Origin of the sequence: Nonomuraea sp. NPDC049637 (genome assembly GCF_040675235.1) — a bacterium.
GTDB lineage: Bacteria > Actinomycetota > Actinomycetes > Streptosporangiales > Streptosporangiaceae > Nonomuraea.
Map to the genome: position 1 here is coordinate 75,522 of NZ_JBFAOM010000015.1, position 25,869 is coordinate 101,390.

A 25,869-nucleotide genomic window follows, 5' to 3' on the forward strand; every position below is an offset into this window, starting at 1 on the left:
TGGCTCGTGCCCCCGTTAGGCAAAAAATTGCTTAACCAGAAAGATTGCTTGATCGGAAAAACTGCGTAATCTGAAAGGGTGACCGGATTGAGGGAACGGAAGAAGCAGGCGACCCGCGAGGCGCTGATGGACGCGGCGCTCCGGCTGGCCCTGGAGCGCGGCCTGGAGAACGTCCGGGTGGAGGACGTCGCCGAGCTGGTCGGCGTGTCGCCGCGCACGTTCAACAACTACTTCTCCAGCAAGTACGAGGCCCTCGCCGCCCGCCACACCGACCGCGTCCGCCGGACGGTGACCGTGCTGCGGGCCCGCCCGGCGGCAGAGCCGCTGTGGGAGGCGCTGATCGCGGCCGTCGCCGAGCCCTGGGAACACGCCTTGACCAGCCCGGGGCCGCCCGACGCCGACCGGCTGGCCCTCACCAGGCTGCTGGCCGAGGAGCCCGCATTGCGCGCCGAGGCGCTGAAGGCCCAGTTCGCGGCCGACGGCGAGCTGGCCGCGGCCGTGGCCGAGCGCACGGGCGCCGATCCGGACCGAGACCTCTACCCGCACCTGGTGGCGGCCACCGTGAGCGCCGCCGTGCAGGTGGCCGTCGGCCACTGGCTGCGCTCCGACCCGCCCGTCCCGCTGGTGCCGGTGCTGCGCGAGGCGCTGCACCGCCTGGCCGCGGGGCTGCCCGCCCCCCACCCCCGAACCGAAGGAGACACCCCATGACCGCAGCGGACCCCACGGTCGCCGACGTCGTCATCGTCGGCGCCGGGCCCAACGGCCTGATGCTGGCCTGCGAGCTCAGCCTGGCCGGAGTCCGGCCCGTCGTGCTCGAACGCCTGCCCGCCCGCAGCGACCGGCCCAAGGCCAACGGCATCGTCGGCCAGGTCGTCGGCCTGCTGCACCAGCGGGGGCTGGCCGCGGCGCCCGTGCCGGTGCCGGCGTTCGTCTTCGGCGCCATGCCGCTCGACCTGGCGAGGCTCGACGACAACCCGCTGCGCGCGCTGCACGTCCGGCAGCCGGAGCTGGAGGAGCTGTTCGAGCGGCGGGCCGCCGAGCTGGGCGTGGAGATCCGGCGCGGCCACGAGCTGACCGGCTTCGAGCAGGACGCCGACGGCGTCACGCTCTCCGTGACAGGCCCCGAGGGCCCCTACGAGCTGCGCACGTGCTACCTGGTGGGCTGCGACGGCGCCCACAGCCTGGTCAGGAAGCGGGCCGGCATCGGCTTCCCGGGAGTGAGCGCGCCCGACGTCGTCAGCCGCACGGCCCACGTCACCGTGCCCGGAGCGGTCGTGCGGCGCGGCACGGCCGAGATGGAGGTGCCCGGCCACGGCACGTTCGTGCTCTACACCTGGCACCGGACCGAGCGCGGCGCGTACGCGATGTTGCCCACGGGGCCGGGCGTGCTCTCGGTCACCGCGATGGAGTGGAGCGGCGAGACCTCCGGCGACGGCGAGGCCCCCGGCGACGACGTGCCGATGACGATCGGCGAGCTGCGCGCGAGCCTGGCCCGCGTGCTCGGGGCCGACCTGCCGCTCGCCCCGCCCGCCGGCGAGGGCCCCCACCTGCTCCGGCGGCTGAACGGCCGCGAGACCCGGGTGGCCGACCGCTACCGGGCCGGCCGCGTGTTCGTGGCCGGCGACGCCGCCCACGTGCACTCGGCCATGGGCGCGCCCGGGCTCAACCTCGGCCTCCAGGACGCCGCCAACCTGGCCTGGAAGCTGGCCGCCGCGCTCCAGGGCTGGGCGCCCGAGGGGCTGCTCGACACCTACGACGCCGAGCGCAGGCCCGCCGCCGAGCGGGTGGCCGTGCACTCCAGCGCCCAGCTCGCCCTGGCCGCGCCCGGCCCCGACGTCACCGCGCTGCGCACGCTGTTCGCCGAGCTGCTGGACGACGACGCCAACCGGCGGCGCGTCGCGGCGCTCATGGCGGGCTCCGACCTGCCCTACCCGGCGCCCGGCAGCGCGCATCCCCTCGCCGGCCGGTTCCTGGCCGACCTGCCCGCCGAGCCCGCCTCCCGGGCCCGCCCGCTGCTGCTCGACCGCACCGGCGAGCTGCGCGTGCGCCACGAGCGGGTCGAGACGGTCACCATGCCGTCGTGCCCGGCCGAGGCCGTCCTGGTGCGCCCCGACGGCTACGTGGCCTGGGCGGGCACGCCGGACGAGACGCTGACCCAGGCGCTGGAGACCTGGTTCGGCAAGGGTGTGGAGGTGGCGGCGTAGGCAGCGGCATGGACGGCGGGCGTGCCGTCAGGCGTTAGTCTGCGGTCAGAACAACATTCTGTGCACAAGGAGAACCTTGCCGGACAACCTCATCTTCCGCCTGCCGCCGACGTTCGAGACGATCGAGGAGGAGCGGCGGCACCGCAAGGAACGGCTCGCGGCGGCGCTGCGCATCTTCGGCAGGTTCGGCTTCGAGGAGGGCGTGGCCGGGCACATCACCGCCCGCGACCCCGAGCTGAGCGACCACTTCTGGGTCAACCCGTTCGGCATGTCCTTCAAGCACGTCAGGGTCAGCGACCTCATCCTGGTCAACCACGAGGGCCAGGTCGTCGAGGGCCGCCACCACGTCAACGAGGCCGCCTTCGCCATCCACTCCCAGGTGCACCAGGCCCGTCCCGACGTCGTCGCGGCCGCCCACAGCCACTCGATCCACGGCCGCGCCCTGTCCGCGCTCGGCCAGACCATCGAGCCCATCACCCAGGACGCCTGCGCCTTCTACCGGGACAACGCGCTGTTCGACGACTACACGGGCGTCGTGACCGACCTGGAGGAGGGCAAGCGCATCGCCGCGACGCTGGGCGGCAACAAGGCCCTCGTGCTGCGCAACCACGGCCTGCTGACGGTCGGCGACACGGTCGACGCGGCCGCCTGGTGGTTCATCACCATGGAACGCTCGGCCCAGGTGCAGCTCCTGGCCAAGGCCGCCGGCCAGGTCGTGCCCATCGAGCCCGACAACGCCGCGCTGACCCACCAGCAGATCGGCAACGACCTGGTCGGCTGGATCAACTACCAGCCGCTGCACGACCAGATCGTGCGCGAGCAGCCCGACCTGTTCGAGTAGGGGCTCTCAGGAACTGCGGAAGGTGTGCCGGTAGGTCAGCGGCGCGACGCCGACGGCCGCGTGCAGGTGCTGCCGGAGCGAGACCGCCGTGCCGAAGCCGGAGCGCCTGGCCACCTCCTCCACGCCGAGGTCGGTGGTCTCCAGCAGCCGCCTGGCGTGGCGGACGCGGTGGCCGGACAGCCATTTGGCCGGGCTCATCCCGGTCTCCTCGCGAAAGCGCCTGGTGAAGGTGCGCACGCTCATCCTGGCGTGCGCGGCCAGCGCGTTGAGGTCGAGCGGGGCGTCGAGGTGGGCCAGCATCCAGTCGCGGGTCGCGGCGGTGCCGCCGGCGCCGTCGTGCGGCAGGGGGCGCTCGATGTACTGCGCCTGGCCGCCGTCCCGCCAGGGCGGCATCACGCAGCGGCGGGCGGCCCGGTTGGCCACCTCGGTGCCGTGGTCGCGCTTGATCACGTACAGGCACAGGTCGAGGCCCGCCGCCACCCCGGCCGAGGTCAGCACGTCGCCGTCGTCCACGAAGAGCACGTCGGGGTCCAGCTTGACCTGGGGGAACAGGGCGGCGAACCGGGCCGCCTCGCGCCAGTGCGTGGTGGCCGGACGGCCGTCCAGCAGGCCAGCCGCGGCCAGCACGAACGCGCCCGTGCAGATCGACATGACCCGCGGACGGTCCTGCAGGGCGGCGCGCAGGGTGTCGGTGATCGTGCCGTCCTTCATCGCCCGGCCCGCGTGGATGCCGGGGACCAGCACCGTGTCGGCCGTGTCCAGCACGTCGAGGTCGTGGTCGGGCAGCACGGTGTAACCGGCCGTGCAGCGGACCGGCTCGCGGTCGGGGGAGCAGGTCACGACCTCGTAGAGCTTCTCGCCGTCCGGCGTCTCGGCCGACTCGAAGACCTGGCCGGGCACGCCGAGGTCGAGCGGGGCGAAGTGGTTCAGCACGACGACCGCGACACGATGGGCCATGGCCCGATTCTTGCACATATTGGCTTTCGGGCCACTCGCGCCGTCAAAATGCGATGAATCAGGATTGGCGCATGACGTTGAGCACCACCCCCACCCCCACGCGGACCCGCAGGATCCACCGCGCCTGGTGGGTCGCGGCCGTGGCCTTCGTGGCCATCCTCGGCGCGGCCGGCTTCCGCGCCACCCCCGGCGTGCTGATCACCCCGCTGCACGACGAGTTCGGCTGGAGCAGGGGCACGATCTCGCTGGCAGTGTCGATCAACCTGGTGCTCTACGGGCTCACCGCGCCCTTCGCCGCCGCGCTGATGGACCGCTTCGGCATGCGCCGCGTGGTGTCGCTGGCCCTGCTGCTGGTCGCGGTGGGCAGCGGGCTCACCGTGATCATGACGGCGAGCTGGCACCTGCTGCTGTTCTGGGGCGTGTTCATCGGGCTCGGCACCGGGTCGATGGCGCTGGTGTTCGCCGCCACGGTGACCGACCGCTGGTTCGTCCGGCACCGGGGGCTCGTCACCGGCATCCTGACCGCGGCGGGCGCGACCGGGCAGCTCATCTTCCTGCCCGTGCTGGCCTGGCTCGCCGAGGGGCCGGGCTGGCGGGTGGCCTCCCTGACGGTGGCCGGCGCCGCGCTCGCGGTGGTGCCGTTCGTCTGGTGGTTGCTGCGCGACCACCCCGAGGAGGTGGGCACGACGGCGTTCGGCGCCGAGGCGGGCGCCGTACGGACCGGGCCGGCCGGCGGGAACGCGGCGGCGCGGGCGCTGACGGTGCTGCGGTCGGCCGCGCGCACGCGGCCCTTCTGGTTCCTCGCCGGCGGCTTCGCGATCTGCGGCATGAGCACGAACGGCCTGGTCGGCACGCACTTCATCCCCGCCGCGCACGACCACGGCATGGCCGAGCCGGTCGCCGCCGGCCTGCTCGCCATCATCGGGATCTTCGACATCGCCGGGACGGTCGCCTCCGGCTGGCTCAGCGACAAGGTCAACCCCAAGCTGCTGCTCGGCGTCTACTACGGCCTGCGCGGCCTGTCGCTGATGCTGCTGCCCGGCCTGTTCGCGGCCACCACCGAGCCCAGCATGCTGATCTTCATCGTGTTCTACGGCCTGGACTGGGTGGCCACCGTGCCCCCGACCGTCGCCCTGTGCCGCCAGATCTACGGCCAGGACGGCGCGGTCGTGTTCGGCTGGGTGTTCGCCTCCCACCAGGTGGGCGCCGCCGTCGCCGCCGTGGGCGCCGGCCTGACCCGCGACCACCTCGGCGCCTACGACCTGGCCTGGTACGCCGCCGGCGCCCTCTGCCTGCTGGCCGCGGGAATGTCTCTGGCCATCCGGCATGCTAGACGGTGATGAACGAGACCGAACTGATGGTCCTCCCCCTCGTGGTCAGGATCGAGAGGGCCGCTCCCCCCGAGCGCACCGACGCGCTGGAGGCCGCCGCCATGGCCGTGCTGAGCCTGCTGGACGACCCGGGGGAGTGGGCCGCGGAGCTGCACGCCTGGCAGTCCACCGGCAAGATCCGCAAGGTGGTGCGGCGCGCCAGGGGCGCCGAGTGGCGCAGGGCCGCCGCGCTCCCCGGCCGCACGGTCGAGCACCGCACGGCGCAGGTGCGGGTGCACCCGCCCGTCCCGCTCGACGCCTGGCCCAAGGATCTGGCCCGGCTCCAGGTGGGCGGCACCGAGCTGAGCGACGCCGCCGAGCCCGGCGAGCCGCCCGCCGGGCCGCCGGTCCTGTGGGAGAACCCCGCGCTGACCATGTCGGCGGGCAAGGCCATGGCCCAGGCCGGGCACGCCGCGCAGCTCGCCTGGTGGGCCAGCGACGAGGCCGAGCGGGCCGCCTGGCGGGCGGACGGCCTGGCGGTCTCCGTGCGCGCCGCGTCCGGCAGGGACGACTTCGACGCCAAGGTGGCCGCCGGATTGCCCGTGGTGCGCGACGCCGGGTTCACCGAGATCGAGCCGGGTTCGTGCACGTTCGTCGCCGAGGCGCCCTGGCTGCTCGGGCGGGTCGCTAGATCGTGAAGACGTCGGCCAGCACGCCGCCCGCCGGGGTGATGCGGGCGGGCGACGGGCTGTCGTAGACGACCATGAGCCGGCCGTCGGGCAGCACGGCCAGCCCTTCCGGATGGTCGTCGCCGACGCCGTAGGGCAGCTCCAGGACCGTCTCCAGGTCGTGCGCGGGCACCAGCCCGCCGCCCTGCCGCTCCCGCCAGCGCACGACGCGGACCGGGCCGTCCAGGCTCATCGTGGGGCCGGTGAGCAGCAGCAGGTCGCCGCCGTGCGGGCACATGTCCCGCACGCCCAGCCCGCCGAGGTCGAGGAAGTGCTTGCGGTACGGCCCGTCGAGCCGTAACCGGCCGCCGCCGTCGTCCACCGGACGGATCTCCAGCACCACCGCCCAGCCGCGCAGCACCGGCCCGCGCAGCCCGAGGTAGACCCGCTCGCCCACGACCGCGATGCCCTCGATGTCGAGCCCGTTGTCCTTGCCCGGCAGCGCCAGGAACGGCGCCAGATGGCGGTCATCGGCCAGCATGGCGGCGACGTTGCGCTCGCCGGACAGGATCGCGCCGGGCAGCGGGCGCTCGCCGGTGCCGTCCAGCGGCAGGCGGACCAGGATGAACCGGTTCTCCTCGCGGACGACCGTGCCCAGCCGTCTGATCGACTTCTCCGGCGAGCCCGGCTTGGCCTTGCGGCGCTTGAGGCTGTGCGAGCCGACCGCCCACAGATGGCCGTCGGCCCTGGCCAGGCCCTCGATGTCGGCCTCGTCGAAGCGTCCGGCGGGCAGGTTCACGTAGTCGGCCAGGAAGAACGAGCGCTCGTCGCCGTAGTGGTCGCCGGTCCAGGTGAGCCGCTCGACGGTGGCGGTCTCGTCGCCGGCCACCCACAGGCCCGACGGCTCCCACCTGACCGCGGAGAGATTCGTGTGCGTCTGGGCGAACCGGGAGTCCTCGCCGAACCGCAGTTCCACCTGTTCCACCCCGCCATGATTGCACTTCGGTCGCTTCACACACGCAATGGCGGGATATGTCGTACGCTCCCGTCGTGCTCCATGGGGAAGATGAGACCGAGGGTTCACGAGTGAGAACCACAGACCGCCCTGCGAACCCTGTTTCACCGCCCAGGCGCTCCCGCATCGGCGATGTCCGCATGCGGTCGATCTATCGGGGGCTCGCCGTCGTGGCGGCCGTGGCGGTCGGCGCCACGGTGATCGTCCTGGCGCTCCCGTCCGGGCCGGACGAGGTCGTGGCGGGGCCGGTAACCGCGCCGCCGGCCGCACCCGCCTCGTCCGCGCCGGCCCCATCCGCGCCGGCCCCCACCCCGTCGGCCACCCCCACGCCAACGTCGTCCGCCACGCCGACCTCCTCCCTCACGCCGACGTCGGCGCTCACGGCGACCCCGTCGCCGTCGCCGGGCGCCTCGCTCGCGCCCGGCTACACCGCCATGCAGGCCCTGTACGCCGACCCGCGGGTGCCCCGCCTGACCGGCCGGGTCAAGCGGATGGCCCTGCCCCGGCCGGCCAGGCGGCTGATGAAGGACCGGCGCACCGGCCTGGCCGTGCCGCGGCTGGGCAAGCCGTGGAAGACGCACGGGGCGGCGCCGTTCACCAGCAAGCAGGTGCTGCCGGCGGTGCGCGGCGGCAGGCTGCGCGGCATGCTGGTGACCTGCCCGTTGCCGATCATGGAGCAGAAGTCGCCGCGCGACACGGCGCTGCTGGCCGCGCGCTGGACGCTCAACCACCACCCCAAGGGCTCCAAGATCAGCTGGCTCGCCTCACAACGCGTCAAAACCGGATGGATGCTCGTATACCGCGTCAAATACGGCAAACATTCCTCTCGAGCGGCCGTCGTGGTGATGGACGGGGGAATGAGCAAGCCGGGACTTGCGTTCGTCACAGTGCCTGACTCGCAGAGAAAGCGCTGGCGTGATATTGGCCGCGTCGTCTCAGGAGTGCGTGTTCTAGGCTAGAAAGATCATGTATGCGGCGATGTGGGGGAGTGACGCCGTGGAACGCTCTGGACCGCCGCAGGCACCGAACAAGGGCAAGGTCAAGCCGCCCTGGCGCTCGGAAGGCCTGCCCGGTTCGCCAGGCGGGCGGCCGAAGATCAACTGGTGGCGCTTCGTCGTCACCCTGCTCGTCGTGTACGCGGGCTTCTTCGTCGTCTCCTCGCTGGTCGACAACAACTCGGTCGAGACGATCTCCTACACCGAGTTCACCAAGCAGGTCGAGGCGAAGAACGTCAAGGACATCTACGCCCAGGGGCTGTCGGTCGAGGGCGACCTGAGGAGCGCGGCCAAGAACCCCGAGAGCAACGAGTCCTACACCAAGTTCCAGACCGAGATCCCCGCCTTCGCCAACACCGACCAGCTCGACCAGCAGCTCAAGTCGGCCCAGGTGGAGACCACGTCCAAGCCGCTGACCCGCGGCTTCTTCTCCAACCTGCTGCTGTCGCTGCTGCCCGTGCTGCTGCTGGCCGGCCTGTGGATCTGGATCATGCGCCGCGGCGCCAGCATGATGGGCGGCGGCCTGAGCGGGCTCGGCAAGTCCAAGGCCGCCAAGCCGGTCGAGGCCGGCAAGGTGCGCGTCACGTTCGACGACGTCGCCGGCATCGACGAGGTGGAGAACGAGCTCGTCGAGGTCGTCGACTACCTGAAGGACCCCGGCAAGTACCGCAGGCTGGGCGCCAAGCTGCCCAAGGGCGTGCTGCTCGCCGGCCCTCCCGGCACCGGCAAGACGCTGCTGGCCAGGGCCGTGGCGGGCGAGGCCAAGGTGCCGTACTTCTCGGCCAGCGCCTCCGAGTTCATCGAGATGATCGTCGGCGTGGGCGCCTCGCGCGTCCGCGACCTGTTCGAGGAGGCCCGCAAGGTCGCGCCCTCGATCGTGTTCATCGACGAGATCGACGCCATCGGACGGGCCCGCGGCGGCGCGGGCGGCATCGGCGGCCACGACGAGCGCGAGCAGACGCTGAACCAGATCCTCACCGAGATGGACGGCTTCTCCGGCGCCGAGGGCGTGATCGTCATCGGGGCCACCAACCGGCCCGAGATCCTCGACCCGGCGCTGCTGCGTCCCGGGCGCTTCGACCGCACGGTGCAGGTGGGCCTGCCCGACGCGGCCGGACGCACGGCCATCCTGGAGGTCCACTCGCGCGGCGTGCCGCTCGACGGCGAGGTCAGCCTCGACCGCATCGCCAAGACCACCCCCGGCATGACCGGCGCCGACCTGGCCAACCTGGTCAACGAGGCCGCACTCCTTGCCGCCAAGCGCGGCAAGGAGAAGGTCGACATGTCCGACTTCGCGGACGCGCTGGAGAAGCTCCAGCTCGGCGCGGCCCGCAGCATCGTGATGCCGGAGGAGGAGCGCACCCGCACCGCCTTCCACGAGGCCGGGCACGCCCTGCTCGGCATGCTCCAGCCCGGCGCCGACCCGGTCAGGAAGATCTCGATCATCCCCCGCGGCCGGGCGCTCGGCGTCACGCTGTCCACGCCCGACACCGACCGCTACGCCTACGACGAGCCGTACCTGCGCGGGCGCATCACCGGCGCGCTCGGCGGCATGGCGGCCGAGCAGGTCGTCTACGGCATCATCACCACCGGCGCCGAGAACGACCTCGAACAGGTCACCATGATCGCGCGCGGCATGGTGGGCCGCTGGGGCATGTCGGAGAAGATCGGCCCGCTGACCATCCTGCCCAACGACGGCTCCTCGCCGCAGGCGTCGCCGGCCACGCTGGCCACCGTCGACGAGGAGGCCCGGCGCATCGTGGACGAGTGCTACGAGCGCGCCGTCCAGGTGCTCACCGAGAACCGCGAACGGCTCGACGGCATCGTGGCGGCCCTGCTCGAACACGAGACGCTCGACGAGGCGAGCGCGTACGCCGCCGCCGGCCTGACCAGCGGCAGCAAGCAGCCCGCACTCGACTGAGCCCCGGCAGACCCGCCTTTCCCGAGACTTAGCGGAACCCCGGCCTTGCCTCGATCACGGCCGGGGAACGTCTCCCGCGACTCGGATCGGGGGACTGCCTTGACACTGAATGACGAGCTCCTCACCCAGCTCGGCGACTCAGGCGTAGACCAGATCGCCGGCATGCTCGGCACCGACACGGCCACGGCGCGCAAGGTCGTCGAGGCCGTGGCCGGCACCGTGATCGGCGGCATGGCCCGCAACGCCGAGCACCCCGACGGCGCCGAGGCCCTGCGCGGCGCCCTCGACGACCACGTCGACGCCGACCCCTTCAACGGCGACGTCGCCTCGCTGACCCGCGACGGCCACAGCATCCTCGGCCACGTCCTCGGCGGCCAGGGCACCGAACGGGCCGCGGCCGGGCTCTCGCAACTGGCCGGCGTCAGCTCCGGCACCATCATGCGGCTGCTCCCGCTGGTCGCCCCCATGGTCATGTCCCTCCTGGCGGCCCGCGCCGCCAAGGCCAACATGGACGCCTCCGCCCTGGCCGCCGAGCTGCGCGAGGAGCACGCCTCGCTGCCCGGCGGCCTCGGCCACCTGCTCGACGGCCTGCTGAGCGGCATCTTCGGCGGCACCGTCCCGGCCCAGGGCGGCCCGTACGACCCGGCCGACCGGCAGCCCGCGAGGGGCACCCCCAACCACGACTGGTGACCGCGCGGGCCTTCGGTAAGCTGGGACGGTGATCGTTCTGGCCTCTGCCTCGCCCACCCGCCTCACCGTGCTGCGCAACGCCGGCCTCGACCCCAAGGTGATCGTCTCCGGGGTCGACGAGGACGCCTTCTCCGCGCATTCGCCGGCGGCGCTCAGCCTCGTCCTGGCCAAGGCCAAGGCGCAGGCCGTCGCGAGCGGGCTGGAGGAGGGGCTGGTCATCGGCTGCGACTCGATCCTCGAACTCGACGGCCGCCCCTACGGCAAGCCCGGCACGCCCGAGGAGGCCGTCGAGCGCTGGCGCATCATGCGCGGGCGCACCGGCCGCCTGGTGACCGGCCACTGCGTGATCGACGTGCCGGCCGGCCGGCAGGCCGCGCAGGTGGCCACCACCGTGGTGCGCTTCGGCCAGCCGTCGGAGGAGGAGATCGCCGCCTACGTCGCCACCGGCGAGCCGCTCGGCCTGGCCGGCGGGTTCAGCATCGAGGGGCGCGGCGGCTGGTTCGTCGAGGGCATCGAGGGCGACCACGGCAACGTGCTCGGGGTGTCCCTGCCGCTGCTGCGCGAGCTGTTCGACGAGCTGGGTTACGCGGTCACGTCGTTCTGGCGCTAGCCTGCCGGGCATGCGATCTCTGCGCGACTTCGCCGCCGGCGTCGGCTTCTTCTTCCAGGGTCTGGGATGGGTGTCGCGGCACGGCCGGTGGTGGCTGTTCGGGCTGATCCCTGCGGTGATCGCGTTCGCCGTCTACGTGGCGGCGCTGATCCTGCTCGGCACCCACGCGCGCGACCTGGCCGAGTTCTTCACCCCGTTCGCCGACTCGTGGAGCTGGGCCGACCTGTTCCGCACGCTGGTGGGCATCGCGCTCTTCCTCGGCGGGCTGGCGCTGGCGGTGCTGACGTTCACGGCGCTGACGCTGGCGATCGGCGAGCCGTTCTACGAACGTCTATCGGCCGAGGCCGACCCGCTGCCCGGCGCGGTGGAGCAGCCGTGGTGGCGTACGCTGCCCCGCTCGATCAGGGACAGCCTGGTCACCCTGTTCTACGTGCTGTTGTTCACCGTGCCGCTGTTCTTCCTGGGGTTCGTGCCGGTGATCGGCCAGACGGTGGTGCCGGTGATCGGCGCCTTCATCTCCGGGTTCTTCCTGACGGTCGAGCTGACCACGCTGGCCCTCGAACGCCGGGGGGTGGCCAGGAAGGAACGCTTCGCGCTGCTGCGCCGGAACATGGGGGTCACGCTGGGGTTCGGGGTGGTGGGGTTCCTGCTGTTCCTGGTGCCGTTCGTGGCGGTGGTGGCCATGCCGGCCGCGGTGGCCGGCGCCGCCCTCCTCGTACGCACCCGCATATCCCCCACCCCACCCCCCGACCCCACCCCCAACCCCACCCACGTGATCCCACCGACGTGACCTCCGCCCGCGTGCTCCCAGCGGCCTGACTCCTACCCGCGTAACCCCCACCAGGCTGGTCCCCACCCGCAGCCCATCCCCTGACCTGCTGGGTTGTTCCACCCGCGCTGCCGTCCACAGGATGAGGTGTCGGGGCGCTCGTCATCCACAGAATCGCGCTCGGGCGTTTTCGGGACGTGCCTCCCCGGCACCCTTGACGCTCATGACGACCAACGCCCCGGCCTCCTGCCTCACGCTCACCAGCCCGGCCGACATCCTGGCCGCCGTCCCCTACCTGGTCGGCTTCCACCCCCACGACAGCCTGGTCGTGATCGGCCTCCACCGGGGCCACGCCAAGGTGGCCGCGAGGTGGGACCTCCCGATCCCCCAGGGCACCCTCGACCCCCTCACCGGCCTGCTGTCCCGCGAAGGCGTCACCGAGCTGGTCATCGTCGGCTACGGCAGAGGCGACACCGTCACGCCCGCCGTCGACGAGGCCAGGCGGCTGGCCGCCGCGTCGGAGATCCGCGTGGGCGAGGCGCTCCGCGCCCACGAAGGCCGCTACTGGTCCTACGTCTGCGACCTGCCCCGCTGCTGCCCGCCGGAAGGCACCCCGTACGACCCGACCACCAGCCAGATCGCCGCCGAGGCCACCGTGCGCGGCCTGGTCGCCCTCCCCGACCGTCGCAGTCTCGAACGCACGATCGCCCCCGCCGCCGGCCCGGTCCGCCTGGCGATGCGTCAGGCCACCGCCACCGCCGTCGCCGAGGTGCGAGCCCGCCTGGTGGCCGCCCCAGACCTGGACACCTTCGCCCGCGGCTACGTCGCCGAGGCGCTCGCCGAAGTCCGCGCCACCCTGACCGCCCACGCCCGCGGCGCCCGCCTCGACGACCTCGCAGCCGCCCGGCTGGGCCTGGCCCTGACCGTGATCAGAGTCCGCGACGAAGCCTGGACCATGATGCGCGAGGCCCACCTGCCCCTGTGGAAAGACCTCACTCGCCGCCTGGAGCCCCGCTTCGTCCCGCCGGCCGCCTCCTTGCTGGCCATGGCGGCCTGGCGCACGGGCGACAACATCCTGGCCACCATCGCCCTCGAACGTGCCCTCACCACCGACCCCCACTACTCGATGGCCAACCTCCTGATGCACGCCCTGCAGGGCCTGCTCTCACCCGCCGTCGTGCGAGACCGCCTGCCCACCCCCGCCGAGCTCGACACCGCCATGGGCCCGGTCAACGGCGGCTGGCTGATCCCCATGCTCGGCCTGCTCGACGACGTCCCGTCCCCGCCGGGGCCCGACCGGCACCGGGGGGCGGGTGGGAGCGCATGAAGAAAGGGTGCCGGTGGCCTCCACCAGCACCCTTCCCGCCGGAACTACAGGCTGCCTTCTTCGCGGCGCCGGCGCTCGTTGTACGCACGCATCCGAGGAGGATAGCCCGTCAGCTGCACGTCGTACACCGGTAACGCCAGATCCCGGGCCACCTTGTGGATCACCGCGGGCGACCCGACCCTGCGCCTGGTCCACTCGCCGTCGTCGGCCACCGCCACAGCTGTCGTGTCGGTGGCGAACGTCTCCGGCTCGACGTAGAACTCGACGCCACGCCGCGAACGTGCGAAGGCGATGAGCGCTTCGATGTCGGCATCGGTCGCCTCGCGGTCGAACCGCGCGATCTTCTGCCCGCGCAGCCGACGGATACCGTAGCGGTCTCGCCATCTCATGGATCCTTTTTATACCGTCCGGAGCGCCGGTGTCGGGGATGATCTCGGGGACAGCTCGGGGTTTCTCCCGATGGCACGTCCGGCTCCGAGGACGCAGTATGAAAGTTGACTGCCGAATCCAAGGAGAGGCATGACCATCATGGCTGGGGTACCCAAGACCCCCGGGCCGGGACAGGTGCCGCCAGCTCATCTGCGCGTCACCCACCAGGACCGAGAGCACGTCGTCGAGCACGTCAAGGCCGCCTACGCGGAGGGCCGCTTCGACAAGCTGGAGTTCGACGACCGGCTGGAACGCGCGATGACCGCGCGGACGCACGGCGACCTGATGCCCATCATGAACGAGCTGTACGGGACGATGGCGGTGCCGAGATTCGCGCCGCCGACGCCCCGGCCGGTCCGTCCGGAACGGGCTTCGGAGAGCAACGAACGCGTCCAGGCCGCCTTCGGCCACCTGCTGATGGCCATCGGGATCCCGGTGGTGGGCCCGTTGATCCTGCTCCTCACGGCGGCCAAGACCTCTCCCTACCTGCGGCAGCAGGCGCTGGAGGCCCTGAACTTCCAGCTCACCGTGGTGGGGGCGACCTGCATCCTGCCGCTCACCGTCATCGGCATCGTGCTGCTGCCGGTGATCTGGGTCGCCGCCGTCGTCCTGGGCATCGTCGGCGGCATCTCGGCCCTGGCCGAAAGCAGCTTCCGCTACCCGCTGACGGTCCGCCTGGTCAAGTAACGCCCGCGGAGAGCGGATGTCGGGGGACGTCCGTGAACGGCAGGGGACTGGTGAGGGCATGTCCGGCGGCCTGCGCGATGGCGGGGACGTCCGGGAATGGCGGGGACCGGGGATCCGGATCGGGCCCGCGGTATCGGGGTCGAGGGACGTACGTCGATGGACGGCCGAGGAGAGGCCGAACGCGGTCAGCGGGCCAGGACTTCGTAGCGGACGGTCATCACGCCCGCCCCCAGGCTGCCGATCGCGTCGAACGCGGCCGTGGAGAGGTCGAGGCACCGGCCGCCCACGTACGGGCCGCGGTCGTTGATGCGTACGGTGACCGACGAGCCGTTGCGCGGGTTGGTGACGCGGACACGGCTGCCCAGCGGAAGGGTCTTGTGGGCGGCGGTCATGGCGGAGGGGTTGAAGCGTTCCCCGCTGGCCGTCATCTGGGGCTCGCCGTAGTACGAGGCGCCACACGTCCCGGAGGACAGGACGCGGACCTTCGGCTTCGTGGTCCGGAGCTTGACCGGCTTGACGGTCTTGGTCGTCTTCTTCGCCGTGTCGGACGCCGCCGTGTCGGACGCCGCCGTGTCGGGGGCCGCCGTGTCGGACGCGGCCGTGTCGGGGGCCGACGATTCGGTGGCGTCGGGCCGGGCGGCCTCAGGGGCCTTCGGCGCAGGGTTGGCGCCGTGCGGGGCGTTCGGGACGCCCTTCGCGCTGGGCCCCGAAGCGGTGGAGGTCGAGGCGCTGGGGGTCGAAGCCGTGGGAGCCGGGGTGGTGGTCCTGGGCTGGGAGACGTTGGCCGCGACCGGCGGGTTGGGGGTGCCGGTGGAGGTGGTCGCCGTGGCGGCGTCCTTGGCGGCGGTGGTGCTGGGGGCGTCGTTGCCGACGGCGGCCCAGGCGGTGGTCGAGGCGGCGGCCACTACGGCGGCCCCAGCGGCGATAGCGGTCCAGCGCCGCTTGCCCGGGGAGAGCTTGCGGTCGTTGGGGGACGATTTGTGGGAGTGCTGGCCCAAGGTAAACCACGGTCCTAGCTAGGGGACATGAAAGGGAAAGGCCAGGTCAAGGGGAGTGAGAGGCTTGTGACGGCCTGTCCGCCCGCAAGGGATGTGGGATCCGGCGGGCGAGGAAGAACATATGCGACAAACAGCAGGTAAAGACAACTTAATGCGACATACAGTGACATATCTCATTTAAGGGCGCAAGAGGCCCAGAACGCCGAGCGTACGCCGAGGATCTTGGGGTTTCCGAAGAACGACAGAACTCGTCTAACACCACGCCCCAGACCAATCCGACCTCAGGCCCCACCGAGGGCGAACCTGCTCCGCGGCCGCGAAGGCCCCACCGGACCTGCGATCGGGTGGCAAGGCGGGCAACCCAGTTCGCCGGCCTTCGCGTGCTGCTGTGCCTGCTTCTTGGGTGAGCAGTCCCTCATAGGAGGCAGGGGTGGCGAGGGGGGCGGCGGTCAGCGCGCGGACGTACCGTGCGTGCGCGCGGGCGGAATCGATGGCAGCACCAGGGGACCCCTCGTCCACCTCTGAGAGCCGGTCTCCGCGTGCCGGACGGCCGGGTGGGATCAGAGCATGAGGGAGCGGACGGTGGCGACGGTGTCGGCGTCCTCAGGGCGTTTGTCCGGTCGGTAGCGCAGCACCCGGGCGAAGCGCAGCGCCATCCCCCCGGGGTAGCGCGGTGAACGCTGCACGCCGTCGAAGGCGATCTCCACCACCAGTTCGGGCCGCAGCTTGACCGCCCATTCGTCGGTGGGGCCGTCGGCGAGTTCGAGGAAGCGTTCGGTCTGCCAGGCCAGCAGCTCGTCGGTGAGCCCCTTGAACGTCTTGCCGAGCATGACGAACCCGCCCTCGGGGTCGCGTGCGCCCAGGTGGAGGTTGGACAGTTTGCCCTCGCGCCGGCCATGGCCCCACTCGGCCGCCAGGACCACCAGGTCGAGCGTGTGCCGGGGCTTGACCTTGATCCAGCCCGCGCCGCGCCGGCCGGCCGCGTACGGGGAGGACAGGGCCTTGACCACCAGGCCCTCGTGGCCCGCCTTGACCACGTCGGTGAAGAACTTCTCCGCCTCGGCCACGTCGGCGGTGATCAGCCGCGGCGTCAGCAGGCCGGGCGGGACGGCGCGGGCCAGGGCCTCCTGGCGCTGGGAGTACGGCAGGTCGAGCAGGTCGGCGCCGTCGGCGCGCAGCGCGTCGAAGAAGAACACGCTGAGCGGGGTCTGCTCGCGCAGCCTGGCGACGTCGGTCTTGCTGGAGACGCGGCTCGCGGTCACCTGGAACGGGTGGGGACGCCCGTCCGGCCGCAGCGCGAGGACCTCGCCGTCGAGCACCAGGTCGGCGGAGTCGAGCCCGAGCACCGCCTCGACCAGCTCGGGCACCTGCGCGGTGATGTCGTCGAGGGTGCGGGTGAAGACCCGCACCTGCGTGCCCGAGCGGTGGGCCTGCACGCGTACGCCGTCGAGTTTCCACTCCAGGGACGCCGGCGAGCCGGCCTTCTCCAGCGCGGCGGCCACGTTGGGCGCGCTGCCGGCGAGCATGGGGGAGACCGGCCGCCCCACCTCCAGCTTGAACGCGTGCAGCGCCGCCACGCCGCCCGTCAGCGCCGCCGCGCCCACGGCGGGCAGCCAGCCGCGCAGGGTGAGCGCCCGCCGCACGTCGGCCGACGGCGCGCCGGACGCCTTGGCCAGCGCTTCGATCATGACGCCGTCGAGGGCGCCCTGGCGCAGCTCGCCGTTGAGCAGCCTGCGCATGAACTGCTGCTCCTGGCTGGTCAGCCCGGCGAACAGCTCGGCGACCAGCGCTCTGCGCGCCGCCTGCGAGCCGGGGCCGGAGACGGCCTTGATCCGGGTCAGCAGCGCGTCGACGGTCGTGAGGGTGGCGGTGGCGGCGAGTTTGGGCTGCGGGACGTCCTCCAGCGAGCGCCAGCCCACGCCGATCTGGCGCTGGGGCAGGTCGCCCGACAGGTAGGCGATGGCGATCTCTGCCTCGTCCGGGCCGACCCGGGCGAGCAGCTCGGCCAGATGCCCGACCTTGCCCAGCCGTGCGGAGGTGCGCGTCACCGCGTCGGAGGTCCGGACCACGTCGATCAGAAGCACACCGCTATCGTGCCTCACCACGCCGACATTTCCCCACCCGATATGTCCCGGGTTTTCCAAAGCAGGGGTAGCCGGGCGGGCCACTGTCCGCGGCCCGCCCGTTCCCGGTCTAGCTGACGCCGAGCAGGTCGACCACGAAGATCAGCGTCTCGCCGCCCTTGATGCGCGGCGGCGCGCCGCGGTCGCCGTAACCGAGGTGCGGCGGGATGACGAGCCTGCGACGGCCGCCGACCTTCATCCCGGCGACCCCGCGGTCCCAGCCCGCGATGACGCGGCCGCCCCCGAGCGGGAACTCGAACGCCTGGCCGCGGTTCCACGACGCGTCGAACTCCTCCCCGGACGAGAACGAGACACCCACGTAGTGGACGCTGACGTTGTGGCCCGGCTTGGCCTCGGGGCCAGTGCCTTCGACGAGGTCGACGATCTCCAGGTCGGCGGGCGGGTTGCCCTCGGGGAAGTCGATCTCGGGCTTCTCGAGTGCCACGAATGTGCTCCTGTTGACGATGACAATAACCCGACGACTCTATGCCGTCGTGGTACGGCCGTCGTTCATGGCCGCCCCTTCTCGGGGCGCCGGGCCGTTCCCTTCTCCCGGCGCCAGGCCGCCCGGCGCCGGGAGAAAGGGCGCGCCGCCGGGGTCACCAGCTCTGGTGCAGCGGCATGCCCTCCGCGTAGCCGGAGGAGCTCTGGATGCCGACGACGGCCTGCTGGTGGAACTCCTCCAGGTTCGCCGCGCCCGCGTACGTGCACGACGACCGCAGGCCGGCGACGATCCCGTCGATCTGGTCCTCCACGCTGGGCCGCTTGGGGTCGAGGTACATGCGCGAGGTCGAGATGCCCTCCTCGAACAGCGCCTTCCTGGCCCGGTCGTAGGCGGAGTCCTCGGCCGTCCTGAGCCGTACGGCCCGGGAGGAGGCCATGCCGAAGTTCTCCTTGTACTTGCGGCCGTCGGCGTCGGTGCGGGCGTCGCCGGGCGACTCGTACGTGCCGGCGAACCACGAGCCGATCATCACGTTGGACGCCCCGGCCGCCAGCGCCAGGGCCACGTCACGGGGGTGCCGGACGCCGCCGTCCGCCCAGACGTGCCTGCCGAGCCGGCGGGCCTCGGCCGAGCATTCGAGCACCGCCGAGAACTGCGGACGCCCGACGCCGGTCATCATCCGCGTGGTGCACATGGCGCCCGGCCCCACGCCGACCTTGAGGATGTCGGCCCCGGCCTCGACCAGGTCGCGCACGCCCTCGGCGGTCACGACGTTGCCCGCCGCGACCGGCACGCCGGGGTCGAGCGCCCGGACGGCGCGCAGGGCGGCGATCATTTTCTCCTGGTGGCCGTGGGCGGTGTCCACGACCAGGCAGTCGGCCCCGGCCTCCAGCAGCTCCTTGGCCTTGGCGGCGACGTCGCCGTTCACGCCGACGGCCGCGGCGATGCGCAGGCGGCCCTGGGCGTCGAGCGCGGGCTGGTAGAGGGTGGCCCGCAGCGCGCCCGTACGGGTGAGGATGCCGACCAGCCGGCCCTCGTCGTCCACGATGGGCGCGAGGCGGTGGCGGCCCTCGTGCAGGCGGTCGAAGGCGGCGCGCGGGTCGAGCCCGGCGGGCAGCGTCAGCAGCTCGCTCGACATGACCTCGGACAGCTGCGTGTACATGTCCACGCCCTGGCAGTCGGCCTCGGTCACCACGCCGACGGGCCGGTTGTCCCAGTCGACGACGATGACCGCGTTGTGGGCGCGCTTGGGCAGCAGTTGCAGCGCCTCGCCCACGGTGTCGTGCGGGGTGAGGGTGAGCGGCGTGTCGTGGACCAGGTCGCGCTTCTTGACCCAGTCGACCACGTCGGCGACGACGTCGAGGGGGATGTCCTGGGGGATCACGGTGATCCCGCCGCGCCGGGCCACGGTCTCGGCCATGCGGCGGCCGGCGACCGCGGTCATGTTGGCGACGACGATCGGGATCGTGGTGCCCGTGCCGTCGTTCGTGGACAGGTCGACCGCGAGCCGCGATCCGACCGAGGAGCGCGACGGCACCATGAACACGTCGCTGTAAGTCAAATCGTAACGAGGCTCTTGGTCGTTGAGAAACTTCACGTTCATCCATCTTATGGGGTGACAGGGCTAACTAGGGGTTTCCCCCGTTCTCCGGGGCTTATGATCGGCCGGGGACACATTTGGGGGAGGTATGTCGTGGACATCGTCGAACGGGCCGAGCTGATCGTTGTCGGCTTCGCCGTACGCACGACCAACGCCGACGAGGCGGATCCGGCGCGGGCGGCGCTGCCCGCGCTGTGGCAGCGGGCGGGCGCGCCGGGGGCCTTCGCGCACGTGCCGGGCCGCATCGACGAGAACCTCTACGCGGTGCTGACCGACTACGAGAGCGACCACACCGGCGCCTACACGCAGATCGTCGGCATCGGCGTGCGCACGGTGCCGCGCCTGCCCGAGGGCATGGTGGCGGTGCGCGTGCCGGCCGCCAAGTCGATCCGGCTGGAGGCCCGCGGGCAGCTGCCGCAGGCGCTGATCGAGGCGTGGCAGCAGGTGTGGCGGCACACCGAGTCGGGCGGCCAGCCCTCCCGCGCCTTCACCACGGACCTGGAGGTCCATCACTTCGAGGGCGCCGACCTCTACGTGGCCGTCTAGGCCCAGGGGTCACAACCCGAGCGCCTCGGCCGCCGCCGCGACGGCCGTCGGCTTGACCTCCTCCAGGGGGAGGCCGGCGTACTCGACCGTGCAGTCGGCCATGCCGCCGAGCGCCAGCGTGGCGCGGATCTGCTGGGCCTGCGTGAGCTCGGGGCCGAGCAGCAGGGCGATCAGCTCGCGCCGCCATTCGAACATGCGCTGACCCAGGTCGAGGTAGGCCAGGATCGACAGGTCGCGCACCATCATCCCGGTCACGTCGCGGTGGCGCCACATGAGCTCGAAGTAGTCGTCGAGCAGCGCGCGCGGGTCGCCGGGCTCCTGCCTGGCGGCGAAGCGCTCGAAGTCCTCCACCAGCGGCTGCACGATGCTGCGCACCAGGTCGTCGCGCGAGGCGAAGTGGTAGTAGAGCGCGGGCTTGGTGATGCCCAGCCGGTCGGAGATCTGGCGCAGGCTGGTGTTCTGCACGCCCTGCTCGGCGAACAGCTCGCGGGCCACCGCCTGGATGCGGGACTTGGTGTCACTGGGCATGCCTGAAGTTTATCCCTTACCTACCGTTAAGTAAGGACGCGTGCTAGCGTGCACTTACCAACCGTTAAGTAAGGAGGTGGCCATGAAGGTGCTCGTCTCGGGCGCCAGCGTCGCCGGACCGGTGCTGGCGTACTGGCTGACCAGGTACGGCTTCGAGGTCACGGTCGTCGAACGCGCCCCGGCGCTCAGGAAGTCGGGCGGCCACGCGGTGGACCTGTTCCGGCCCGCCATGGACATCGTCGAGAAGATGGGCCTCCTGGAGCCCGTCATGGCGAAGAAGACCGGCACCGACCGGCTCAGGATCCACCGGGAGGGCCGGGCGCGGCCCGTGGAGCTGGAGCTGCGCCGCCTCCTCGCCGCCGTCTCCGACCGGCACGTCGAGATCATGCGCGAGGACCTGAGCGAGGTCTTCTTCGAGGCCACCCGGCACGACGCCGCCTACGTCTTCGGCGACTCCATCGCCTCGATCTCCGAGGACGGCGAGGTGCGCTTCGACAGCGGCCGGCAGGACCGCTTCGACCTGGTGATCGGCGCCGACGGGCTGCACTCCAACGTGCGCCGCCTGACCTTCGGCCCCGAGGAGCGCTTCGCCACCTGGATCGGCGCGTACCTGGCCGTCGCCTCCGTCCCGGACTTCCTGGGCCTCGAGGGCCGGATGGAGGCCCTGGCGGGCGAGGGCTACATGGCCGCCGTCTACAGCGCCGCGCACATGGACGACGCGCGGGCCGGCTTCCTGTTCAGGACGACGGAGCCGCTCGACTACCACTACCGCGACGTGGCCCGCCAGAAGGAACTGCTGCGCGAGCGGTTCGGCGGCCTGGGCTGGCACATCCCCAGGATCCTGGACGAGGTGGACCGCACGTCCGCCTTCTACTTCGACTCCATCACCCAGCTCAGGCTCGACTCCTGGTCACGCGGCCGGGTGACGCTGGCAGGCGACGCCGGCTACTGCCCGGGGCCGGCCGTGGGCGGCAGCACGAGCCTGGCGGTCGTGGGGTCGTACGTGCTGGCCGGCGAGCTGGCCGCGCACGGCGGCGACCACCGCACGGCCTATCCCGCCTACGAGGCCGAGATCGGCGAGTACGTGCGCCGCAGCCGCGCCTTCGCCCGCCGCGCGGCCACGGGGATCGTCCCCGGGAGCCGCTTCGACGTGTGGGCGCTCACCCAGGGCATCCGCCTGGTCAACCACCTGCCGGTCGCGCTCACCAGGGCCGCGACCAAGATCAGCAGCAAGGGGGTGCGCCTGCACGACTCGATCCGGCTCAAGGACTATGCCGCCCACGCGCGACCGGTGACGTCCCGCCCCTGACGAAGGCTCAGGCCAGCACGCCCTGCTCCCGCAGCTTCTCCGCCTCCGCGGCCGGCAGCCCCCACGCGGACAGGTCCGTGAGGCGGGTGGCCGGCGACAGGTCCGGGGCCGGCACGCCGAGCAGGCGCGGCGCGGGCACCGGCTGGGTCACGCCGCCGACCTCGGCGAACGCGCCCCGGGCGACGTTGTGCGGGTGCCGCGCGGCCTCGGCCATGGACAGCACGGGCGAGACGCAGGCGTCCGAGCCCTCGAACAGGGCCTCCCACTCGGCGCGGGTGCGCTTGGCGAACTCTTCGGCCAGCCGGGCCTTGAGTGCGGGCCACTGCGTCCTGTCGTTCCGGTCGGGCAGGCCGGTCAGGCCCATCAGGTTCACCATGGCGTCCCAGAACTGCGGTTCGAGCGAGCCTACGGCCAGGAAGCCGCCGTCGGCGGTCTCGTAGGTGTCGTACTGGGGGGCGCCGGTGTCGAGCAGGTTGGTGCCGCGCGGGCCCCAGAAGCCGCTCTGGGCGGCCTGGTAGAACATCGAGAACAGCAGGGCGGCGCCGTCCACCATGGCGGCGTCGATCACCCGGCCCCTTCCGGTGCGCTGGCGTTCGAACAGGGCCAGCAGCACGCCGTAGGCGAGCATGAGGCCGCCGCCGGCGAAGTCGCCGAGGATGTTGATCGGCGGGGTGGGCTTGCCGCCCTCGCGGCCGAGCATCGACAGCACGCCGGAGATCGCGATGTAGTCGATGTCGTGGCCGGCGGTGGGCGCGAGCGGGCCGTCCTGCCCCCAGCCGGTCATCCGGCCGTAGATCAGCCGCTCGTTCACCGCGTGCAGGTCCGCGGGGCCGATGCCGAGCCGTTCGGCGACGCCGGGACGGAACACCTCGATCACCACGTCGGCGTTGCGGGCCAGCTCCTTGAAGGCGGCCACGCCCTCGGGCGACTTCAGGTCCAGGCCGATCGTCCGCTTCCCGCGGTCCATCACGTCCGTACGAGGTCGGTCGGAGACGGCCTTCACCCGGTCGACCCGCAGCACCTCGGCGCCGTGGTCGGCCAGCATCATCCCGGCGAACGGCCCCGGGGCCAGCCCCGCGAGCTCCAGCACGCGCACCCCGGCCAGCGGGCCGCCACTACCCTTCGACATGGACATCTCCTCGACAGTCGCACAGGCGAACGCTTGGCTTCACGGCTCCGAACCCGCCTCAGTAGAACAACATTCGGCACGTCGTGGCAAGCGGCCTTTTGCGTCCTTCCCGCGAACTCGTGGGAGGTATGGGAAACTTGCCCACTGTTCGGGTGGTCTACAGATCGCCGGCGTCCAGCGGCTGTCTGCAGCAGGCGCTCGCGCCGCTACAGGGGTAGGACATGGTTTCGGAGAGCAACCGGCTTGTCGCCAGGCGCTACCAGTTACTGCGCGAACTGGGCCGCGGGGGTATGGGCGTCGTCTGGGAGGGTTACGACACGCTGCTCAACCGGCAGGTGGCCATCAAGGAGGTGCTGCTGCCCGAGGGGCTGTCGCCGGGCGAGCAGGAGCGCCACCTCATGCGCACCGCCCGCGAGGCCCGTACGGCGGCCAAACTCAACCACCCCTCCGTGGTTTCGGTCTACGACGTGGTCGAGGAGGGCGGCCGGCCCTGGATCGTCATGGAGCTGGTCGCGCACCCCTCGCTCGAAGAGGTCGTGGCCACCTCGGGGGCGCTGCCCGTACGGCAGGCGGCCGACGTGGGCCGTCAGGTGCTGTCGGCGCTCAGGGCCGCCCACGAGGCCGGGATCCTGCACAGAGACGTCAAGCCCGCCAACATCCTGCTCGCCGACGACGGCCGCGCGGTGCTGATGGACTTCGGCATCGCCACGGTCGAGGGCGACGCCTCGCTGACCAGGACGGGCATGGTGACCGGCTCGCCCAGCTTCCTGGCCCCGGAACGGGTGCGCGCGGACGAGGCCGGACCGCCCTCCGACCTGTGGTCGCTCGGCGCGACGCTGTTCGCCGCGATGGTCGGCCGCTCGCCCTTCGACCGCGGCGAGGCCATGGCGACGATCAACGCGCTGCTCAACGAGGAGCCCGACTACCGGCGCATCCCGCCGATCATGCACCCGATCCTGAAGGGCCTGCTGCGCAAGGAGCCCGCCGACCGGGTGGACGCCGAGGAGGCCGACCGGCTGCTCGCGGCCATCGAGGTGGCGGCCAAGCCGTCCTACACCGACCTGCCGGAGAAGAAGCCGGGCAGCGGGCGCGGGCGGGCCGTGCTGGCCGTGGCCGCCGCCGCCGTCGTGGTCGTCGCGGGCGGCGCGGTCGCCTACTTCAAGCTCGCCACGCCCGCGGAGGGCGCCCCGCGCACCGCCCAGCCGGCCGCCGCGGCCAGCCCGCTGAGCCCGTCGCCTTCGCAGCAGCCCACGACGAGCCGGACGCCGTCGGCGACCCCCACGCCGACCGTGCGGCGGGTGCGCCCGGCCGTACGCGCGTGGACCTCGCGGGAGGGCTGGTCGATCCTGCGCCCGATCGGCTGGCGGGGCGCGCTGCGCGAGTCCGTCACCGAGTGGACGCGCCGCGACGGCAACGCCCACCTCGGCGTCGAGGCCCTGTACTCCAGCCTCGACGCCAACCAGATCCTGCGCGACTCGGAGGAGACGCTGCGGCAGGACGGCCAGGAGGTGATCAGCCGCGGCCGCCGCGTGGTCAACCACCGGGGCGTCAAGGCCGTCGAGTGGGAGTTCTCCTGGACCGCCGCCAGCGCCGCCGGCACGCACTGGATCAGGCCGGGCATGACCTACCACGAGGTGCGCCGCGCGGTGGTGTCCGGCGAGACGGCCTACATCCTGTCCTGGACGGTCACCCAGGACCAGTGGCTGCGCAACAGGACACTGATGCGACAGGTGATCGACAGCTTTACTGTGAAGGCATGAGCCCCTGGAACCTGCTCGCCCTGCCGCCGCTGCCCGAGGAGGCGACGCGCGGCCTGCTCGCCCCGCTCGGCGACCGGGTGACGGTCCGCGTGCCCGCCACCCGCGACCGCGCCGGGCTGCTGGCCGCGCTGCCCGAGGCCGAGATCGTGCTCGGCGACTGGACCTCCACGCTCGTGCTCGACGCCGAGGCGGTCAAGCACGCGCCCGCGCTGGCCTTCGTGCAGCAGCCCTCGGTGGGCGTCGACGGCCACGACCTGGCCGCCCTGGCCGAGGCCGGGGTGCCGCTGGCCAACACGCCGGGCGTCAGCGCCGTCGCGGTGTCGGAGTGGTGCCTGGCCGCCACGCTCTCGCTGTCGCGCCGGCTGGGGGCCGCCGACGCCGCCGTCCGCGCGGGGGAGTGGCCGCAGCAGGGCCTGCGCCCGCGCGAACTGAGCGGCCGCCGGGTCGGCGTCGTCGGGTACGGCCCGATCGGCGAGAACTGCGTGCGCCTGTTCGGCGCCCTGGGCTGCGAGGTCTCCTACTGGACCAGATCCCCGCGGCAGGCGCCCGGCCGCGCCGACCTGGAGGCGCTGGTGGCCGGCAGCGACGTGCTGGTCGTGGTGATCGCGCTGTCGGAGGAGACCCGCGGGCTGATCGACCCGCGCCGCATGAAGCAGGGTGCGCTGCTGGTCAACGCGGCCAGGGGCGGCGTCGTCGACCAGGCGGCGCTGGTCGCCGCGCTGCGCGACGGGCACCTCGGCGGGGCCGCGCTCGACGTGTTCGACACCGAGCCGCTGCCCGCCGGCGACCCGCTGCGCGATCTGCCGGACGTGCTGCTGTCGCCGCACGCCGCCGGGGTGACGCCCGAGGCGACGACGCGCCTGCTCACGGCCGTGCTGGACAACCTGACGGCGGCACTGGAGGGACGAGAGGTGCGGGCCGTGCTCAATGGAGTCTCACCCCTGGTTCGGCGTAGATTTCCGCATTTGCCTACCACATAGGCGTTTCACCTGGCACGATGAACAGTTTTCG

At 72.3% G+C, this 25,869-nt stretch carries 25 protein-coding genes; 16 read left to right on the top strand and 9 right to left on the bottom strand.

Annotated features, from left to right (window positions below):
• The first annotated feature begins 78 nt into the window (after positions 1-78).
• The 3 genes from AB0J71_RS21960 to AB0J71_RS21970 all read left to right on the top strand — a co-directional run bounded on the left by AB0J71_RS21960 (position 79) and on the right by AB0J71_RS21970 (position 3,045).
• Positions 79-708 (top strand): TetR family transcriptional regulator, encoded by a 630-nt coding sequence (locus tag AB0J71_RS21960; RefSeq protein ID WP_364415724.1) that lies wholly within the window; start codon positions 79-81, stop codon positions 706-708.
• Entirely contained in the window at positions 705-2,204 is a 1,500-nt protein-coding gene (locus AB0J71_RS21965; protein WP_364415726.1) for an FAD-dependent monooxygenase, read from the top strand. The genes AB0J71_RS21960 and AB0J71_RS21965 overlap by 4 nt, the downstream gene beginning before the upstream one ends.
• Before the next feature lie 76 nt (positions 2,205-2,280).
• Entirely contained in the window at positions 2,281-3,045 is a 765-nt protein-coding gene (locus tag AB0J71_RS21970) for a class II aldolase/adducin family protein (protein WP_364415728.1), read from the top strand.
• 6 nt (positions 3,046-3,051) lie between these two features.
• On the opposite strand, the gene AB0J71_RS21975 is transcribed toward AB0J71_RS21970, so the two are convergent.
• On the bottom strand, positions 3,052-4,002 hold the full coding sequence (locus tag AB0J71_RS21975) for a DJ-1/PfpI family protein (protein ID WP_364415730.1): 951 nt from the start codon (positions 4,000-4,002) through the stop codon (positions 3,052-3,054).
• A 71-nt stretch (positions 4,003-4,073) separates the two neighbouring features.
• Here AB0J71_RS21975 and AB0J71_RS21980 point away from each other — a divergent pair, with 71 nt between their 5' ends.
• Positions 4,074-5,342, top strand: a complete 1,269-nt coding sequence (locus AB0J71_RS21980; RefSeq protein ID WP_364415732.1) for an MFS transporter — start codon at positions 4,074-4,076, stop codon at positions 5,340-5,342.
• Positions 5,342-6,010, top strand: a complete 669-nt coding sequence (locus AB0J71_RS21985; RefSeq protein WP_352324659.1) for a peptidyl-tRNA hydrolase — start codon at positions 5,342-5,344, stop codon at positions 6,008-6,010. The genes AB0J71_RS21980 and AB0J71_RS21985 overlap by 1 nt, the downstream gene beginning before the upstream one ends.
• Here AB0J71_RS21985 and AB0J71_RS21990 read toward each other — a convergent pair.
• Positions 6,000-6,965 (bottom strand): DUF3616 domain-containing protein, encoded by a 966-nt coding sequence (locus tag AB0J71_RS21990; protein WP_364415734.1) that lies wholly within the window; start codon positions 6,963-6,965, stop codon positions 6,000-6,002. The two genes, AB0J71_RS21985 and AB0J71_RS21990, sit on opposite strands and share 11 nt — an antisense overlap.
• A 170-nt stretch (positions 6,966-7,135) precedes the next feature.
• Between AB0J71_RS21990 and AB0J71_RS21995 the strand changes: the two genes are divergently transcribed.
• From AB0J71_RS21995 to AB0J71_RS22020, 6 genes are all read left to right on the top strand, one after another.
• Positions 7,136-7,954, top strand: coding sequence for a hypothetical protein (locus tag AB0J71_RS21995; RefSeq protein WP_364393207.1), 819 nt, complete (start codon positions 7,136-7,138; stop codon positions 7,952-7,954).
• 37 nt (positions 7,955-7,991) lie between these two features.
• Complete coding sequence (gene ftsH / locus AB0J71_RS22000) at positions 7,992-9,911, top strand: ATP-dependent zinc metalloprotease FtsH (RefSeq protein WP_352327803.1); 1,920 nt, start codon at positions 7,992-7,994, stop codon at positions 9,909-9,911.
• 99 nt (positions 9,912-10,010) lie between these two features.
• Positions 10,011-10,601 (top strand): DUF937 domain-containing protein, encoded by a 591-nt coding sequence (locus tag AB0J71_RS22005; RefSeq protein ID WP_364415736.1) that lies wholly within the window; start codon positions 10,011-10,013, stop codon positions 10,599-10,601.
• A gap of 28 nt (positions 10,602-10,629) precedes the next feature.
• Positions 10,630-11,211, top strand: a complete 582-nt coding sequence (locus tag AB0J71_RS22010; protein WP_352327805.1) for a nucleoside triphosphate pyrophosphatase — start codon at positions 10,630-10,632, stop codon at positions 11,209-11,211.
• A 10-nt stretch (positions 11,212-11,221) separates the two neighbouring features.
• Positions 11,222-12,001, top strand: a complete 780-nt coding sequence (locus AB0J71_RS22015; RefSeq protein WP_352327806.1) for an EI24 domain-containing protein — start codon at positions 11,222-11,224, stop codon at positions 11,999-12,001.
• 202 nt (positions 12,002-12,203) lie between these two features.
• Complete coding sequence (locus AB0J71_RS22020; protein ID WP_364415738.1) at positions 12,204-13,307, top strand: DUF4192 domain-containing protein; 1,104 nt, start codon at positions 12,204-12,206, stop codon at positions 13,305-13,307.
• A gap of 44 nt (positions 13,308-13,351) precedes the next feature.
• On the opposite strand, the gene AB0J71_RS22025 is transcribed toward AB0J71_RS22020, so the two are convergent.
• On the bottom strand, positions 13,352-13,696 hold the full coding sequence (locus AB0J71_RS22025) for a hypothetical protein (protein ID WP_352327808.1): 345 nt from the start codon (positions 13,694-13,696) through the stop codon (positions 13,352-13,354).
• Between the two features lie 130 nt (positions 13,697-13,826).
• Between AB0J71_RS22025 and AB0J71_RS22030 the strand changes: the two genes are divergently transcribed.
• A complete protein-coding gene (locus AB0J71_RS22030; protein ID WP_352327809.1) occupies positions 13,827-14,423 on the top strand; it encodes a DUF1707 and DUF4870 domain-containing protein in 597 nt (198 codons plus the stop codon).
• Between the two features lie 185 nt (positions 14,424-14,608).
• Here AB0J71_RS22030 and AB0J71_RS22035 read toward each other — a convergent pair whose 3' ends face one another.
• The 4 genes from AB0J71_RS22035 to AB0J71_RS22050 all read right to left on the bottom strand — a co-directional run bounded on the left by AB0J71_RS22035 (position 14,609) and on the right by AB0J71_RS22050 (position 19,583).
• Positions 14,609-15,421 carry a septal ring lytic transglycosylase RlpA family protein gene (locus AB0J71_RS22035; RefSeq protein WP_352327810.1) on the bottom strand — a complete coding sequence of 271 codons (813 nt, stop codon included), beginning with the start codon at positions 15,419-15,421 and terminating at the stop codon, positions 14,609-14,611.
• Positions 15,422-15,981: 560 nt separating this feature from the next.
• Complete coding sequence (locus tag AB0J71_RS22040) at positions 15,982-17,505, bottom strand: ATP-dependent DNA ligase (RefSeq protein WP_352327811.1); 1,524 nt, start codon at positions 17,503-17,505, stop codon at positions 15,982-15,984.
• 109 nt (positions 17,506-17,614) lie between these two features.
• Positions 17,615-17,989, bottom strand: a complete 375-nt coding sequence (locus AB0J71_RS22045) for an FKBP-type peptidyl-prolyl cis-trans isomerase (RefSeq protein WP_352327812.1) — start codon at positions 17,987-17,989, stop codon at positions 17,615-17,617.
• Between the two features lie 154 nt (positions 17,990-18,143).
• Positions 18,144-19,583 (bottom strand): GuaB1 family IMP dehydrogenase-related protein, encoded by a 1,440-nt coding sequence (locus AB0J71_RS22050; RefSeq protein ID WP_352325202.1) that lies wholly within the window; start codon positions 19,581-19,583, stop codon positions 18,144-18,146.
• 96 nt (positions 19,584-19,679) lie between these two features.
• Here AB0J71_RS22050 and AB0J71_RS22055 point away from each other — a divergent pair, with 96 nt between their 5' ends.
• Complete coding sequence (locus AB0J71_RS22055) at positions 19,680-20,132, top strand: effector binding domain-containing protein (RefSeq protein WP_352325203.1); 453 nt, start codon at positions 19,680-19,682, stop codon at positions 20,130-20,132.
• Positions 20,133-20,141: 9 nt separating this feature from the next.
• Here AB0J71_RS22055 and AB0J71_RS22060 read toward each other — a convergent pair whose 3' ends face one another.
• A complete protein-coding gene (locus AB0J71_RS22060) occupies positions 20,142-20,660 on the bottom strand; it encodes a helix-turn-helix domain-containing protein (protein WP_352325204.1) in 519 nt (172 codons plus the stop codon).
• An 82-nt stretch (positions 20,661-20,742) separates the two neighbouring features.
• On the opposite strand from AB0J71_RS22060, the gene AB0J71_RS22065 reads away from it, so the two are divergent.
• The gene (locus AB0J71_RS22065; protein WP_364415740.1) at positions 20,743-21,969 is read left to right on the top strand and encodes an FAD-dependent monooxygenase; all 1,227 of its coding nucleotides are present in this window, start codon (positions 20,743-20,745) and stop codon (positions 21,967-21,969) included.
• A gap of 7 nt (positions 21,970-21,976) precedes the next feature.
• Here AB0J71_RS22065 and AB0J71_RS22070 read toward each other — a convergent pair whose 3' ends face one another.
• Entirely contained in the window at positions 21,977-23,098 is a 1,122-nt protein-coding gene (locus AB0J71_RS22070; protein ID WP_364415742.1) for a CaiB/BaiF CoA-transferase family protein, read from the bottom strand.
• Between the two features lie 221 nt (positions 23,099-23,319).
• Between AB0J71_RS22070 and AB0J71_RS22075 the strand changes: the two genes are divergently transcribed.
• Positions 23,320-24,858 carry a protein kinase gene (locus AB0J71_RS22075; RefSeq protein ID WP_352325207.1) on the top strand — a complete coding sequence of 513 codons (1,539 nt, stop codon included), beginning with the start codon at positions 23,320-23,322 and terminating at the stop codon, positions 24,856-24,858.
• A complete protein-coding gene (locus AB0J71_RS22080) occupies positions 24,855-25,838 on the top strand; it encodes a 2-hydroxyacid dehydrogenase (RefSeq protein WP_352325208.1) in 984 nt (327 codons plus the stop codon). Before AB0J71_RS22075 ends, AB0J71_RS22080 begins: the two co-directional genes overlap by 4 nt.
• Positions 25,839-25,869 lie beyond the last annotated feature (31 nt).